Origin of the sequence: Streptomyces sp. ADI95-17 (genome assembly GCF_003846175.1) — a bacterium.
GTDB classification, from domain to species: domain Bacteria; phylum Actinomycetota; class Actinomycetes; order Streptomycetales; family Streptomycetaceae; genus Streptomyces; species Streptomyces sanglieri.
On record NZ_ML123048.1, the window covers coordinates 865,134 to 878,120 of the forward strand.

Consider the following 12,987-nt stretch of genomic DNA (forward strand, 5'->3'; position numbering starts at 1 on the left):
GCGGGGCCGTGGACCTCCGGGGCCGGACCGTCAGCAGCCGTCGTAGCCCGCGGTCGGCATGGAGAGTCTGCGGTGCACGCTCGCCTTGGTACGGGCGTTGTACGGCGGCTCGTCCAGCCCGGCGAGCTCCAGGCGCACACCGCGCCGCTCGCACTCGGCGGCGAACTCCGGCACCGAGGTGAGGGCCCGTGCCAGAACGCGGTCGTTGGCGGCGACGAAGACCTCGACGTCGCCGCTCTCGACGTCGGACCACAGGGCGTGGTGGTCGGGACGCAGTCCGTAGAGCCGCAGCTGCCGGGTGACGACGTAGCCCTTGTCCGCGGCCCAGCGGGCGCACATGTCCTGCTGGCTGCGGGTGTCCACGAGGAACGGGTCGCTGTCGAGCTCTTCCAGCGGTGTGAGGCTGGCGATGGCCGCCACCCTCACGTCCGTCACGTCCCCCATGGCCGTTCCCCCCGTGCTAGGCGTAACGGCGACCCTACCCTCCGCTCCGCCGCGCAAAAAGGCGCGTGCCGGGTCGGGAGGAGTGCGGGGCGCGGGCCCGGGACACCTGCGCGCCCCCAGCCCTTAGGCTCGATGCCGGGGACAGGATTCGAGAAGCCCGGGAACGAGGAGGGATCGCGTGCCGGTGGAAGTCACCTGGTGGGGTCATGCCACCTGCACGATCGAGGACTCCGGGGTCCGGGTGCTGACCGATCCGCTCTTCGTGCGGCGCATGGCGCATCTGCGGCGCCGCCGCGGTGAGCTGCCCGGTCCCGAGGCGACGGTCGCGGATGTCGTGCTCGTCTCGCATCTGCACTCCGACCATCTGCATCTGCCGTCCCTGGCCAGGCTCGCCCCCGGCAGCAGGCTGATCGTGCCGGTGGGCGCGGTGCGCTCGGTGCCGGGACTGCGGATGCTGCGTTCGATGCGCGGGCTGCGGATCACCGAGGTGGCCGCGGGTGACGAGGTCCGGGTCGGCGAGGTGCGGGTGCGGGCGGTTCCGGCGATGCACGACGGCAGGCGGCTGCCGATGGGCCCGCATCGCTCCCCCGCGCTGGGCTTCGTGGTCGAGGGCGAGGCGCGGACGTACTTCGCCGGGGACACCGGGCTCTTCGACGACATGGCCGAGGCCGTCGGCCCGGTGGACGTGGCTCTGCTGCCGGTCGGCGGCTGGGGCCCTTATCTGGGCCACGGTCATCTGGACGCGGGCCGGGCGGCGCAGGCGCTGACCCGGCTTGCACCGCGGTCGGCCGTGCCGGTGCACTACGGCACGTACTGGCCGATCGGCATGGACGGGGTCAGGCCGCACGAGTTCCACTCGCCGGGTGACGAGTTCGTCCGCAAGGCGGCGCTGCTGGCGCCGGAGGTGTCCGTGCACCGGCTGTCCCACGGCGAGCATGTGCGGCCGGAGGCCGCCAGGTGATCCATCAGGTGGTGGGGCAGCTGCCCCCGGAGTCGACGCAGCAGGCGGTCGGCTATCCGTCGCTGTTCCTGCTGGTGGCACTGGGGGCGCTGGTGCCGGTGGTGCCGACGGGCGCGCTGGTGAGTTCGGCCGCGGTGGTGGCGCTGCATCAGTCGTCGCCGTTCTCGCTGCTGATCGTCTTCGTGGTGGCCTCGGCGGCGGCGTTCCTCGGTGACGTCTGTCTGTACTGGCTCGGTCAGCGCGGGGTGCGGTCGAGGAACGGCTCGAAGTGGCTGCGGACGATCCGGGACCGGGCGGCTCCGGAGCGGCTGGCGCAGGCGCAGCGGAAGCTGGACGAGCACGGTGCGACGGTGCTGGTGCTGTCCAGGCTGGTGCCAGCCGGGCGGATTCCGGTGATGCTGGCGTGCCTGCTGGGCCGGATGCCGCTGCGGCGGTTCGCCCGTGGCGATGTGCCGGCGTGTCTGGCGTGGGCGGCGACGTACCAGCTGATCGGGATCCTGGGCGGTTCGCTCTTCCCCGAGCCGTGGCAGGGGGTGGTCGCGGCGGTGGGTCTGACGCTGCTGGTCAGCGGGGTGCCCGCGGTGTGGCGCAGGACGCGGGCGAGGTTCAGCCACTGATCGTGCGGGGTGCCGGTTCCAGTACCCGCGAGGCGCCGATCGGCAGGTCCCAGAGCCGGTCGCGTGGGTGTCCGGCCCGTTGCCAGGCGGTACGCAGCCGGGTCAGCGGTTCGAGTACGGGTTCCGCGGAGAGCAGGAAGGTGGCCCAGTGCATCGGCGCCATCGCACGGGCGCCGAGGTCCTCGTACGCCTGCACGGCCTCCTCGGGATCGGTGTGTACGTCGCCGAGCCACCAGCGCGGTTCGTACGCGCCGATCGGCAGAAGGGTCAGGTCGATCCCGGGGTACCGGCTGCCGATCTCGCCGAACCAGTGCCCGTAGCCGCTGTCCCCGGCGAAGTGGATCCGCTGCGCCCCGGGGCCGGGGGCGGTGATGATCCAGCCGCCCCAGAGGGAGTGGCAGGTGTCGGTGAGGGTCCGCTTGGACCAGTGATGGGCCGGTACGAAGTCGAAGCGGACCCCGTCGAGCTCGGCCGATTCCCACCAGTCGAGTTCGGTGACACAGGTGAAGCTGCGCCGGCGGCACCAGCGGCCGAGTCCGGCGGGGACGAGGAGCGGGGTGTCCCTGGGCAGTCTGCGCAGGGTGGGGGCGTCGAGGTGGTCGTAGTGGTTGTGGCTGATGACGACGGCGTCCACGGGCGGCAGGTCCTCCCAGCGGACGCCGACCGGGGTGATCCTGGCCGGGGTCCCGAGGATGCGGCGGGACCAGACGGGGTCGGCGAGGACGGTCAGTCCGCCGGTGCGGATGATCCAGCTGGCGTGCCCGGCCCAGGTGACGGACGTGGTGCCGTCGGGGGTGGCCGGCAGGGGTCCGGGGGCGTACGGGAGGCGGTCGATGCCGCGCAGGCCCTCCGCGTTGGGCCGCAGGGAGCGCTCACGGGCCAGTCGGGACATGCCCATGACACTCGGGAGCGGTGCGGTGAGCCGGTCCGCGAAGCTCCTGGGCCAGGTCCGGACCTCGCCGAGCGGACGCGGTGCGACGATCCGGCCGTGCGGGGCGCGGTGCGGCTGCGGCTGCGGCTGCGGCTGCGGCTGCGGCTGTGCGGTCCCGGAGCGGGAGCTCTCGGTCTGTTCCGTCATCGGGATACTCCCGTCTCGCAGTTCCTCATCGGAGTTCGTCGAGGGCCGTTGCGAAAATGCTCAGGGCCTCGGCCACATGAGGCAATTCCAGGGGCGCCACAGCGGTGAGGGACTCCAGTTGCTGCTGCGGGGTCGACCCCAGCAGCGTCCCGGTGCCCAGCCGTACCCGCAGCGCCCCCAGTTCGTCGCCGAACCGGTGCCCGCCCGGCGTCGGCGCGCCGAGACGTTCCGTCAGGTACTCCTCCAGTTCCAGCGAGTCCGTGACGCCGCGGCCGGCCAGCCGGGACCTGAGCGGGCCGAGATCGGCGTAGAGATGCCGGCCCGCCTGCGGGGGCCTGGCCAGCGCGCCCGCCGCCAGGACCGCGCGGTGGGCCGCGGCGGCGATCCGCGCCTGGAGCGCGGCGGCCCGGCGGGCCCGGTCCGTCACGGCCTCCGGTTCGCGCAGCGCGTGGGCGGCGGCCATGGCGACCGGCCCCGCGACGAGCGCGCCGAGCGCGGTGAGGATGTCGAGCGTACGGGCGTGGCGCACCGCCGCCCGTTCGGTGTCCGGGAACCGGGCGACCGCGACCGGCCAGGCGGACGGGGTCAGCGCGCCGGCGAGATCACAGACGACCGTGACGTCGTCGGGGCACATCTCGGCGGGGCTGAGCAGGACCGTGTCGTGCGGCCGGTGCAGGGTGTCGCGCCAGGTCTCGTCGCTGACGACGTGCAGCCCCTCGGCGATCGCCGCCTCGCAGGCCTCGCGGACCAGCTCCGGCGGGGCGACGGTGGCGGTCGGGTCGTCGACGACGGAGATCAGCAGCAGCCGGGGCCTGCCGCCCTCGGCACGGACCCTGCGCACGGTCTCCAGCAGCGCGTACGGGTCGGGCACGCCACCGCACTCGGCCGGGGTCGGCACATGGTAGGCGGGCCTGCCGAGCAGCCGGGCCTGCGGGATCCAGGTGGCGGGGCAGGGGCGCGGCATGAGTACGTCGCCGCCGTGCGCGGCGATCAGCGCGAGCAGCAGCGGCGAGGCGCCCGGGGCCGCGGCGACGCGCTCCGGGCTGCCGGGCAGCCCGCGCCGCTCCCAGTAGGCGGCCGCGGCGGTGCGCAGGGCCGTGCCGCCGCCGGTCGGTTCGGGCTCGCCGCGGCCCGCCGCCGCGGCGAGCACCTCGGCCAGTTCGGGCAGCACCGGCAGCCCGGGGTCGGGGGCGGGCGGCCCGTACCGGACGGGGCCGCGGTCCTCGCGTACGGAGCGCGCGCCGCCCCGTCCGGGCCGCTCGGTCCGCTGCCGCGCCATCCGGGCCTCCTTCGCCGCCGCCCCGTCACCCTGTCGCGCCGTCGCGCACTCAGGGCCCTTTATACGAGGGTTCGGCCGGCCGCGCCCGCCGGAAGAGCGGCGGAGCACCGATGACGCGGGATCAGCCGGCGAAGGGCGTACCGGGCAGTCCGCGCCCCGCGCCGGGCAGCACCAGCAGTGAACCGGACAGCGGATGCGGGGCGGTGAGCCCGGTACGGGCGGTGGAGATGTACAGGTCGTCGAGGTCCCGGCCGCCGAAGGCGCAGGCGGTCGGGCGCCGGACCGGTACCCGGGCGATCCGGTCCAGGGTGCCGTCGGGCGTGTACCGGCGCACCGCGGCGCCGTCCCACAGGGCGACCCAGACGGCCCCTTCGGCGTCGACCGTCAGCCCGTCGGGGAAGCCGGCGCCCTCCTCGACGGTGGCGAACGGGCGCCGGTTGACGGCGTGTTCCCCGTCGAAGTCGAAGACGTCGATCCGGCGCGTGGGTGTGTCGATGAAGTACATCAGCGATCCGTCCGGGCTCCAGCCGATGCCGTTGCCGCACGCCACGACGGGCAGCACCGCGGTCACCGCGCCGTCGGCCGCGACACGGGTGAGGCTGCCGCCGTCCGGGGCACCGTCGTAGCGCATGCTGCCCGCCCACAGCGCCCCGTCCGGCGCGACCGCCGCATCGTTGCCGCGCCGGCCCGGCACCGGGTCGTGGACCAGCCAGCGGAAGGCGCCGTCGGCGTCGTACAGGCCGATGCCGTCGCGGAGATTGACCGCGAGTCCGCCGCCGGCGCGCGGTTTGGCGGCTCCGACGTGCTGTTCGGTCGCCATCACCGTACGGCGGCCGCTCACCGGGTCGTAGGTGTGCACGCGCGCGGAGACGATGTCGACCCAGATCAGCCGGCCGGTGGCCGCGTCCCACGTCGGCCCCTCGCCGAGTTCGGCCTGCTCATGTACGGCCACGTCCACGTGCGGTGCGTTCACTTCTGCCTCTCACGCCGGAATATCGAACACACACTAGAACACGTGGTGCCGCGTGACATGCGGCGCTCGCCCCGTCCCGGCTCCGGTAAAGGCCGGGAGCGGCGTGCGCAGCCGGTCAGCCCAGCGGTGGCACCGTGTTCCGCACCGGGGCGACCGGTGCGGTCATGTCGAGCAGGAGCAGGGCATCGTGGTCGGGGCTGCCGGGTTCGGCGGTGTAGACGCCGATGCGTTGGCCGGGGGTGCCTTCCACGTGCAGGGACTGGGACGTGAGGGTGATCGTGCCGACCTTCGGGTGCTGGAAGGTCTTGGCGGCGGGCTTGCGTCCGGTCACTTCGTAGCGCTCCCAGAGACCGGCGAAGTCGGGGCTCTTGAGGAGGAGTTCGCCCACGAGCCGGGTGAGGTCGGGGGCGTCGGGAGCGGTGCCGGCGATGGCGCGCAGACGGGCGACGCAGGCGGTGATCTGGCGGTCCCAGTCGGTGAACAGTTCGCGGGCGGCCGGGTGCAGGAACAAGTAGCGCGCGAGGTTGCGCTGTTTTACGGGCCAGTCGTCCAGGCCCGTGTACAGGGCGAGACCGCCGGGGTTCCAGGCGAGCATGTCCATGCTGCGGCTGATCACGTAGGCAGGGTTGGGGCGCAGGGACTCCAGCAGCAGCTTGAGGTGGGGCCGCACGGTGCGGCTGGGCGCGGGCGGCGGCTCGGGGGCGTAGCGGGCGGCGCGGGCGGCGAGTTCGCGCAGGTGCTGGTGTTCCTGGTCGTCCATGTGCAGGGCGCGGGCGAGTGCGTCGAGGACGGCGGGGCCGGGCGGGTCTCCTTGCCGCGCTCCATACGGACGTAGTAGTCGATGCTGATGCCGGCGAGGGTGGCCAGCTCCTCGCGGCGCAGGCCGGGGGTGCGGCGGATTCCCGCGCCAACGGTGAGGCCCACGCGTAAGGGGTGAGCGGCCGCCGACAGCACGGTCTCTGCCGCTCGCCGAGCAGTTCGGCTTCTCCGGTGGGACCGTCGTTCCTCTCACCACGCACGCCCGGCCTGATTCCGAGCGGTGCGGCCGACCGGGGCGCCCGGCCGCACCCGGGCCGGGCTCAGGCCCGTCGGCCGAGCATCGCGAGCAGTCGGGTCTGCGGGTCGGCGTCCGGCGCGGTCTCCACGGGCGCGTCGAACAGTCCGCTCCCCGAGAGGTCCTTCGCGTACGGCCCGACCTCGCGGCGGGTGAAGTCGACCAGCCGGGCGGGCAGCCGCTCGTCGGCGCCGATCGCCCGGGCCAGGTCCCAGGCGTGCACCACCGCGTCGGCCACCATCTGGGCGCAGTAGGCGTCGGCGGCGGTGTCCCCGTACGAGAGGTTCACCGTCCTCTCCAGCGCGCCCGGCGCCTCGAACGCCCTGCGCGCCCCGGCCGCCGCCCGGTCCCACACGGCCACGGGGTCCTCGCCCAGCACATCGCCCGCGAAGGCGTCGCCGACCTCGGCGACGGTGCGGCCCTCGGTGACGAGCGGCGGCACCCAGAGCTGTTCGGAGGTGAGATGGGCGACCAGGTCCCGGACGGTCCATTCGGTGCACGGAGTGGGCGCGGACCACTGGTCCTCGCGCACCGCGTGCACCCGGTCGGTGAAGAGCCGGAGCGCCTCGCCGTGGCGTTCGAGGAGTTCACTTGCGGAGACAGATGCCATACGTCCACTCTTCCCGGCCCGGCGCCCGGGCGCGAGCGGGAGTTGCCCATATGGCAAGACGCGTATCTCATACTTCGACACTCCGGCGTACGGTGACGGGTACCGATCAGCGCTTCGCGGCCCGCGGTCGCGGCCGCGTTCCGAGAAAGGATCCACGGCCATGCCGAAGGAGACCGCCGTCTACACCCACGGCCACCACGAGTCGGTGCTGCGCTCGCATCGCTGGCGCACCGCCGCCAACTCCGCGGCCTATCTGCTCGACGAGCTCCGCCCCGGCCTTACCGTGCTGGACGTGGGCTGCGGCCCGGGCACCATCACCGCGGATCTGGCCGCGCTGGTGGCCCCCGGCCGGGTGACCGCCGTCGACACCACCGAGGAGATCCTGTCCCGGGCGGCCGAGGCCGCGGCCGAACGCGGCCTGGAGAACGTCGAGTTCGCCACCGCCGATGTGCACGCCCTGGACTTCCCCGACGACTCCTTCGACGTCGTCCACGCCCACCAGGTCCTCCAGCACGTGGGCGACCCGGTGCAGGCGCTGCGCGAGATGCGGCGCGTCTGCCGCCCCGGCGGCGTCGTCGCGGCCCGCGACAGCGACTACGCGGCGATGGCCTGGTACCCGCAGGTGCCCGGCCTGGACCACTGGCTGGACCTCTACCGCCAGGTGGCCCGCGCCAACGGCGGCGAGCCGGACGCGGGCCGCCGGCTGCTCTCCTGGGCCCGCCGGGCCGGTTTCACCGACATCACCCCGACCGCCGCCAACTGGTGCTTCGCCACCCCGGAGAGCAGGGCCTGGTGGAGCGGCATGTGGGCGGACCGCACGGTCGGTTCGGCGTACGCGAGGATGGCCGTCGACGGCGGCCGTGCGAGCACCGGGGAACTGGCGGAGATCGCCGCCGCATGGCACGAGTGGGGCGCGGCGGACGACGCCTGGTTCATGGTCCCGCACGGCGAGGTGCTCTGCCGGGCCTGAGCACGCCGCCCCTCCGCCGAATCGATCACACGCCCATGTGCCGCCAACTACCCTTGTGCGCATGGACATTCTGGGAACCACGCTGCGTATCTGCGTCGACGACCTGGAGGCCGCGGTGGCCTTCTACGAGGACCTCACGGGCAGTTCGGCGCTCCGTTTCGAGCGCGGTGGGGTCTCGGTCGCCGCGATCAGCTGCTTTCTCCTGATGAGCGGCCCGGAGTCGGAGCTGAAGATCCTGCGCAAGGTGACGGCGACCATCGCGGTCAAGGACGTCGACGACGCGCACGCCTCCCTCAGCCGGGTCGGCGCCCGGATCATCGCGGGTCCGGTGCCGACGCCGGTCGGCCGCAATCTGATCGCGGTGCACCCGGACGGATCGGTCTTCGAGTACGTAGACCGGGTGCCGTCCGGCCGGTGAGGGCCGGACGGCACCGGTGCGGGACCGTCAGCGCTCGGGGCGCATCCGGAAGTTGTACCGGTCGGGCAGCGGCTCGTCCGTGATCCCGGCCCACACCTCGTCCAGGATCTGCGCGCCCTCACGCAGATCCTCGACCTCGAAGCCCTCGTCGAAGACGGCGCGGGCGGCGGCCCGGTCGTCCTCGGCGATCAGCAGCCGGGCCTCCAGCAGACGGAACCGGCCACGCTGCCGGATCGCGGGCGGCAGGGCGGCCCATACGGACCGCGCCGCCGCGGGGCGCCCGGCCGTCAGCAGTGCCTCCAGCGCCTCCCGGCCCAGCGCCGCCGCGGCCGCCGTCCATGCCTCATCCTCGTCGCGGCGCTCCGCGCACAGGTTGTCGAACGCCTCGCCGTAGAGATCCGCGGCCCGGTCCCGCTGCCGGCCCTCCTCGGCGGCGACCGCGAGACACCGCAGCAGCGGCCAGCGGGACGGGGCGAGCACCAGTCCGCGCTCCCAGCTGCGGACCGCCTGGGCTCGGTCGCCGGCATGCCACTGGGCGACGCCCAGGTGGTATTCGGTGAGGGGTTCGGCGGGGGCCGTCTCCAGCATGTCGCGCCAGTGCGGGGAGACCATGGAAGGGCCGGGCGGGACCGCCCGGCGCGGCTCGGGGAAGGTGCCCTGGTCCAGCAACTCCAGCCAGGGCTGCTGCTGTTCACCGAGGGTGGAGTCGGCGAACGGGGTGCCGGGAAGCTCGTACTTGCCCCGCCTGACCTCCAGCGCGCCCCAGCCCGATCCGGTGGCGAGCGACTCGCCGGGTTCGGTGTCGGCGAAGGGGCGCCAGGCGTCGTGGGCGGCCTCGACATCGGCCCGCGGCAGCACCTCGGCGAGCCGCTGCTCGGTCTCGGCGCGGGCCGCCGCCCAGTCCTCGCCGTGCACGGTGAGCGGGTCCGCGGACAGCGGCCCGTACGACTCCAGCCAGCTGAACTCGGCACCCGGTTCGAGGGGGACGTGCTCCAGCTGGGTGCGGGCGAGCCCGGCCTGGATCTCTGCGTATCCGACGGTGCCGGGCTCGGTCAGCCACTCCTGCCAGCGCCGCCCGCCGGCGCCGCTGCCCCAGAGGAACAGCTTCCGGCCGCGCAGCAGATCGGTCGACGTCTGGACGAGCCCGTGGCCGTCCTCGTCGAGCGAGGCTATCCAGCGGCGGGCGCCGTCGGGCACCTCGTAGAAGTAGTCGGCGGGGAATTCGCCGCGCAGCGGGTACGTCCGGTCGACGGAACCGGACACCGGGACCGGGACCCGGGTCAGGGTCCGTTCGTACCCGAAGTGCCAGGCCTCGTCGGCGGGGGCGAGGACGCGGGTGCGTTCGCCTTCGGGGACGGCGATGTTGGACCACCAGTACACCGGTGCGGTGTTTTCGTGCGGATTGCGGATCCGTACGCCGACGTGCAGGAAGTCGGAGTCCTCCGGCAGCCACAGGTCCACCTGGAACGGCAGGTCGCGCAGCCGCTCCCACTCCCAGAGGCGGACCATCTCACCGCCGTCGGGCGCGGGGACCCGGGCCGCGTGGAGCGGAGCGCAGGACAGCGCGGTGTGGCCCGTGGCGCCGATGTTCCATTCGATTCCGCCGGAGAACCAGGCGCCGTTGAGCGCGAAGTCGGCGGGCTGCAGAACGGGGTTGCGGTAGAGGAGTTCCCGGCCGGTCGGCTTGTGGTGGAGGGAGTGGACGCGGCCGCCGAGACCGGGCAGCACGGTGGCCCGCAGCCGGTCGTTCTCGATGACGATCGCGTCGAGTGCGGTGGGGGTGCGCTCGCGCCCGTAGCCGTCGAGGATGCGTGCCGGCAGCACGGTGGACAGCGGTTGAAAGCCGATCTGGCGTGCCATGTCACGTGGCAGTGCGGCCCGGTCGCGTTCGTCGACCACATGCGTCTCGTCGAGCGGCCGCAGCGCGGGCAGCGGATTCTCCGGGCCCAGCGGCCCGGCGGGCAGAGTCAGTACGGTACGTCGCACGGTCGTGGCCAAGGCAACCTCGCTCCCTCGCGCGGGCCGCCACAGGTCCGGGCGCCCCCCGATGACCATGGAACACGCTCGACAACGCCCTGGCCAGGGGCTTCGCCGTCAGACTTCGGCAAATACCCGGCGGAGGCGTTCCCCGGGGCCGGCTCCCGATAATTCGGGTGCGCAGCGCCCACGCCGCCGTAGCCTTGGCCCTCGACGGGATCAGTGGCATCGGCCGACGCGCCGTGCCCGAACGGAACGCGGAGCGGAACACGATGAGCACCCAGCACACCTACCGAGTGATCGTGCGCGGCACCTGGGACGGTCCGACGGACGAGGCCCGTGCCCGGCTGCTGTCCGAGGTGGACGATCACGGCCTGAGTGCGATGCAGTTCACCGAGGAGGGCTCGCTCACGTACGACCGCGTACTCAAGCACTTCAGCTTCCGGTACGTGGTCGTCTGCGATGCCGAGGACGGCGAGGAGATGGCGGCCGCGATCGCCGAGGACCGGGCCGAGACCTACCTCGACGAGCGCGGGTACGGGCATGGCGCACTGCGGTCCACGGTGACGGACATGGACACCATGAAGATCAATTACAAGGGGCGGCGCGGCTAGGAACTCCCGTTCGGATCACGCCGGGCTCGCGGGGTCCGCGGAAGCCGTCATCGTGGTCGTGCTGTGTGTGGTCGTCGCGCCGCCGGCCACGTTGCTGATCCCGTCGTACGCGCCCGGAGTGCCCGTCTCACCGGGGTGACGGCCTGATCGATCTCCCCAGCTCCCCTTGAGCCCCGGGGCAGTGAGGCGGACCCGCGGCCGAGGTGGACCCCCGTGGCGCGGATGCGGCGTCCGGCCCGGAGCCGGCGTCCGGCAGCACTTCGCCCCGCCGGAGGACCGGCGGGGCGAAGTCCTGAGGCCGGGCCCCGGGGTTCGTGGGCTACTGGCCCGCGGCCTTCTTCCGGCGGAGGAAGAACACGGCGCCGCCGCCGATCACGACGAGGGCCGCCGCGACACCGGCGATCATCGGCGTGGCGGAGGAGCTGCCGGTCTCGGCGAGGTCACCGTCGCCGGTGGAGGAGCCGGTGGTCGAACCACCGGTGGCCGGGCTTTCGGACGCGACCGGGGAGGGCGACTCGGACGGGGCCACGGTCGGCTTGGTGCCCGGGGTCGCCGTCTTGCAGTCGAGGACGCCCTTGAAGCTCTTCTCGAAGCCGTTCGGGCCGGTGACGGTGAAGTCGTAGGCCGCGTCCTCGGCGACGGGGACCGTCAGCGTCTTGGTCCCACCGGCGGGAACGGTGTACTTCGTGCCCTTGAGGTCGAAGGTCCAGTCCTCGTCACCCTCGTTGGTGGCGAGGACGCTCACCCCGCCCTTCACGCAGTCGTTGGCGACCGAGACGGCCGGGACCGCGCCCTTCTTCGCCCATGCGGCGGTGGCCTTGGCGGTGACCGACGAACGGCTGGAGCCCGCCAGGATCAGCGTCTGGCTGGGGCCGTCGATGCTGACGAAGGCCCGCCCGAGCGGCACTTCGGTGCCGGCCCGGGCGATCAGGTCGGTGGTGCCGTCGGCGGTGCCGGCGGGCACGTCCAGGAAGATCTGGGCGCCGTCGGCCGCGGACTCGACCGGCTTGCCGTCCTTGTCGACGATCCGGGAACCGGCCGGGGCACCGGGGGCCAGGGAGAGCGTGGCGGCCGACGAGTTCGTGCCGACGGTGATCGGTCCGAGCTTGTCACCGGACTTGCCCGCGACGGACGACGGGGAGAGGCTGAGCGACGCCTCGGGCTCCTGCAGGGCTTCCGCCTTGTCGAGGAGGTACTCGGTGAGCAGCTTGGCGTCGGCATCGGCCGGGGTGGCCGTGACCTTGTCCGAGAAGTGCCAGATCGCTGCCTGCGTGGCCGCGGCGGCGTCGCTCTTGTCGAGGCCCTTGGCGCCCACCTTGCCGGCCAGGTCGTTCACGCCGACCTTCGGGTAGGAGTTCTCCAGGATCCAGAGGATCTTGCCCGCGTCGGCGTTGTTGTGCAGCGAGGACTCTCCCCAGCCGACTTCCTTGTAGTCGTAGCCCTGCTTCGCCCCGGTCCGCAGGTCGATGCAGTACGTCGAGAGCGTGCCGCCCTGCTGGACGCGCATCTCGAAGAGCCCGGCGCGGCCGACGGACCAGCGGCTGCCGTCCGCCTCCTTGATGTCGACCCGGCCGTAGTCGGTCATGCCGCCGAGCTTCGCCGTGGCTCCGCCCGTACCCCGGGCGTTGTCGTCCGCTGCCGCGGAACCGGCCGTGGCTATCGCACCTGTCACGACCAGACCCGACGCCAGGGTCGTGGCGGCCAGGCGGGCAACGCGCCGCCGGAAGATAGAGATCATGAAATTCCCCTCTAGGGCAGGCCACTCCGCGTGGTCATTGCATGCGGAGGTGCCTGCGGAAGACTCAAAGGGCATATGGGCGCCCCGAGTACGCCAAATCCTAGAGACGGAAATCCTGCTGCTTCCGGGCCATATGGCTCAGATAAGGATTCCGAGTTGGAATCGTGATCAAGAGGGAGGCGGGACACGGAACGTGACAGAGTCGCAGTCATCCTGCCCCTGCCCCCGGCGCTCCGCTCCCCTCCCGACCGTGA

The 12,987-nt window shown here is 73.1% G+C and carries 12 protein-coding genes and 1 pseudogene; 5 read left to right on the plus strand and 8 right to left on the minus strand.

What is annotated here, in order from left to right; genetic code table 11:
- Positions 1-30 precede the first annotated feature (30 nt).
- Positions 31-444: a hypothetical protein gene (locus tag EES42_RS26835; RefSeq protein WP_124720809.1), complete on the minus strand. Its 414-nt coding sequence runs from the start codon at positions 442-444 to the stop codon at positions 31-33.
- Positions 445-622: 178 nt separating this feature from the next.
- On the opposite strand from EES42_RS26835, the gene EES42_RS26840 reads away from it, so the two are divergent.
- Both EES42_RS26840 and EES42_RS26845 read left to right on the plus strand, forming a co-directional pair.
- Positions 623-1,405, plus strand: a complete 783-nt coding sequence (locus tag EES42_RS26840) for an MBL fold metallo-hydrolase (protein ID WP_206433578.1) — start codon at positions 623-625, stop codon at positions 1,403-1,405.
- A complete protein-coding gene (locus tag EES42_RS26845; protein ID WP_124720810.1) occupies positions 1,402-2,022 on the plus strand; it encodes a DedA family protein in 621 nt (206 codons plus the stop codon). The genes EES42_RS26840 and EES42_RS26845 overlap by 4 nt, the downstream gene beginning before the upstream one ends.
- Here the strand turns inward: EES42_RS26845 and EES42_RS26850 are convergent.
- From EES42_RS26850 to EES42_RS26870, 5 genes and pseudogenes are all read right to left on the minus strand, one after another.
- A complete protein-coding gene (locus EES42_RS26850; RefSeq protein WP_124720811.1) occupies positions 2,012-3,100 on the minus strand; it encodes an MBL fold metallo-hydrolase in 1,089 nt (362 codons plus the stop codon). The genes EES42_RS26845 and EES42_RS26850 overlap by 11 nt on opposite strands.
- Before the next feature lie 25 nt (positions 3,101-3,125).
- Complete coding sequence (locus tag EES42_RS26855) at positions 3,126-4,379, minus strand: aminotransferase class I/II-fold pyridoxal phosphate-dependent enzyme (protein WP_124720812.1); 1,254 nt, start codon at positions 4,377-4,379, stop codon at positions 3,126-3,128.
- Positions 4,380-4,500: 121 nt separating this feature from the next.
- Entirely contained in the window at positions 4,501-5,352 is an 852-nt protein-coding gene (locus EES42_RS26860; RefSeq protein ID WP_124720813.1) for an SMP-30/gluconolactonase/LRE family protein, read from the minus strand.
- Between the two features lie 154 nt (positions 5,353-5,506).
- Positions 5,507-6,276 (minus strand): annotated as a pseudogene (locus EES42_RS26865) (helix-turn-helix transcriptional regulator); the annotation flags it as partial.
- Positions 6,277-6,431: 155 nt separating this feature from the next.
- Entirely contained in the window at positions 6,432-7,016 is a 585-nt protein-coding gene (locus tag EES42_RS26870; RefSeq protein WP_124720814.1) for a TIGR03086 family metal-binding protein, read from the minus strand.
- Between the two features lie 160 nt (positions 7,017-7,176).
- On the opposite strand from EES42_RS26870, the gene EES42_RS26875 reads away from it, so the two are divergent.
- Both EES42_RS26875 and EES42_RS26880 read left to right on the plus strand, forming a co-directional pair.
- Positions 7,177-7,986, plus strand: a complete 810-nt coding sequence (locus tag EES42_RS26875) for a methyltransferase domain-containing protein (RefSeq protein ID WP_124720815.1) — start codon at positions 7,177-7,179, stop codon at positions 7,984-7,986.
- Between the two features lie 61 nt (positions 7,987-8,047).
- On the plus strand, positions 8,048-8,404 hold the full coding sequence (locus EES42_RS26880) for a VOC family protein (RefSeq protein ID WP_124720816.1): 357 nt from the start codon (positions 8,048-8,050) through the stop codon (positions 8,402-8,404).
- A 27-nt stretch (positions 8,405-8,431) separates the two neighbouring features.
- Here EES42_RS26880 and EES42_RS26885 read toward each other — a convergent pair whose 3' ends face one another.
- Complete coding sequence (locus EES42_RS26885; RefSeq protein WP_124720817.1) at positions 8,432-10,402, minus strand: DUF5107 domain-containing protein; 1,971 nt, start codon at positions 10,400-10,402, stop codon at positions 8,432-8,434.
- Between the two features lie 251 nt (positions 10,403-10,653).
- Here EES42_RS26885 and EES42_RS26890 point away from each other — a divergent pair, with 251 nt between their 5' ends.
- Complete coding sequence (locus EES42_RS26890) at positions 10,654-10,995, plus strand: DUF6204 family protein (protein WP_124720906.1); 342 nt, start codon at positions 10,654-10,656, stop codon at positions 10,993-10,995.
- Positions 10,996-11,314: 319 nt separating this feature from the next.
- Here EES42_RS26890 and EES42_RS26895 read toward each other — a convergent pair whose 3' ends face one another.
- Positions 11,315-12,733 carry a Cys-Gln thioester bond-forming surface protein gene (locus EES42_RS26895; protein ID WP_124720818.1) on the minus strand — a complete coding sequence of 473 codons (1,419 nt, stop codon included), beginning with the start codon at positions 12,731-12,733 and terminating at the stop codon, positions 11,315-11,317.
- Positions 12,734-12,987 lie beyond the last annotated feature (254 nt).

What these genes read in the sequence shown, in the direction of transcription:
- EES42_RS26895 (WP_124720818.1), bottom strand. Translation starts at nt 12,733, where the DNA reads ATGATCTCTATCTTCCGGCGGCGCGTTGCCCGCCTGGCCGCCACGACC.
- EES42_RS26850 (WP_124720811.1), bottom strand. Translation starts at nt 3,100, where the DNA reads ATGACGGAACAGACCGAGAGCTCCCGCTCCGGGACCGCACAGCCGCAG.
- EES42_RS26835 (WP_124720809.1), bottom strand. Translation starts at nt 444, where the DNA reads ATGGGGGACGTGACGGACGTGAGGGTGGCGGCCATCGCCAGCCTCACA.
- EES42_RS26880 (WP_124720816.1), top strand. Translation starts at nt 8,048, where the DNA reads ATGGACATTCTGGGAACCACGCTGCGTATCTGCGTCGACGACCTGGAG.
- EES42_RS26870 (WP_124720814.1), bottom strand. Translation starts at nt 7,016, where the DNA reads ATGGCATCTGTCTCCGCAAGTGAACTCCTCGAACGCCACGGCGAGGCG.
- EES42_RS26875 (WP_124720815.1), top strand. Translation starts at nt 7,177, where the DNA reads ATGCCGAAGGAGACCGCCGTCTACACCCACGGCCACCACGAGTCGGTG.
- EES42_RS26890 (WP_124720906.1), top strand. Translation starts at nt 10,654, where the DNA reads ATGAGCACCCAGCACACCTACCGAGTGATCGTGCGCGGCACCTGGGAC.
- EES42_RS26855 (WP_124720812.1), bottom strand. Translation starts at nt 4,379, where the DNA reads ATGGCGCGGCAGCGGACCGAGCGGCCCGGACGGGGCGGCGCGCGCTCC.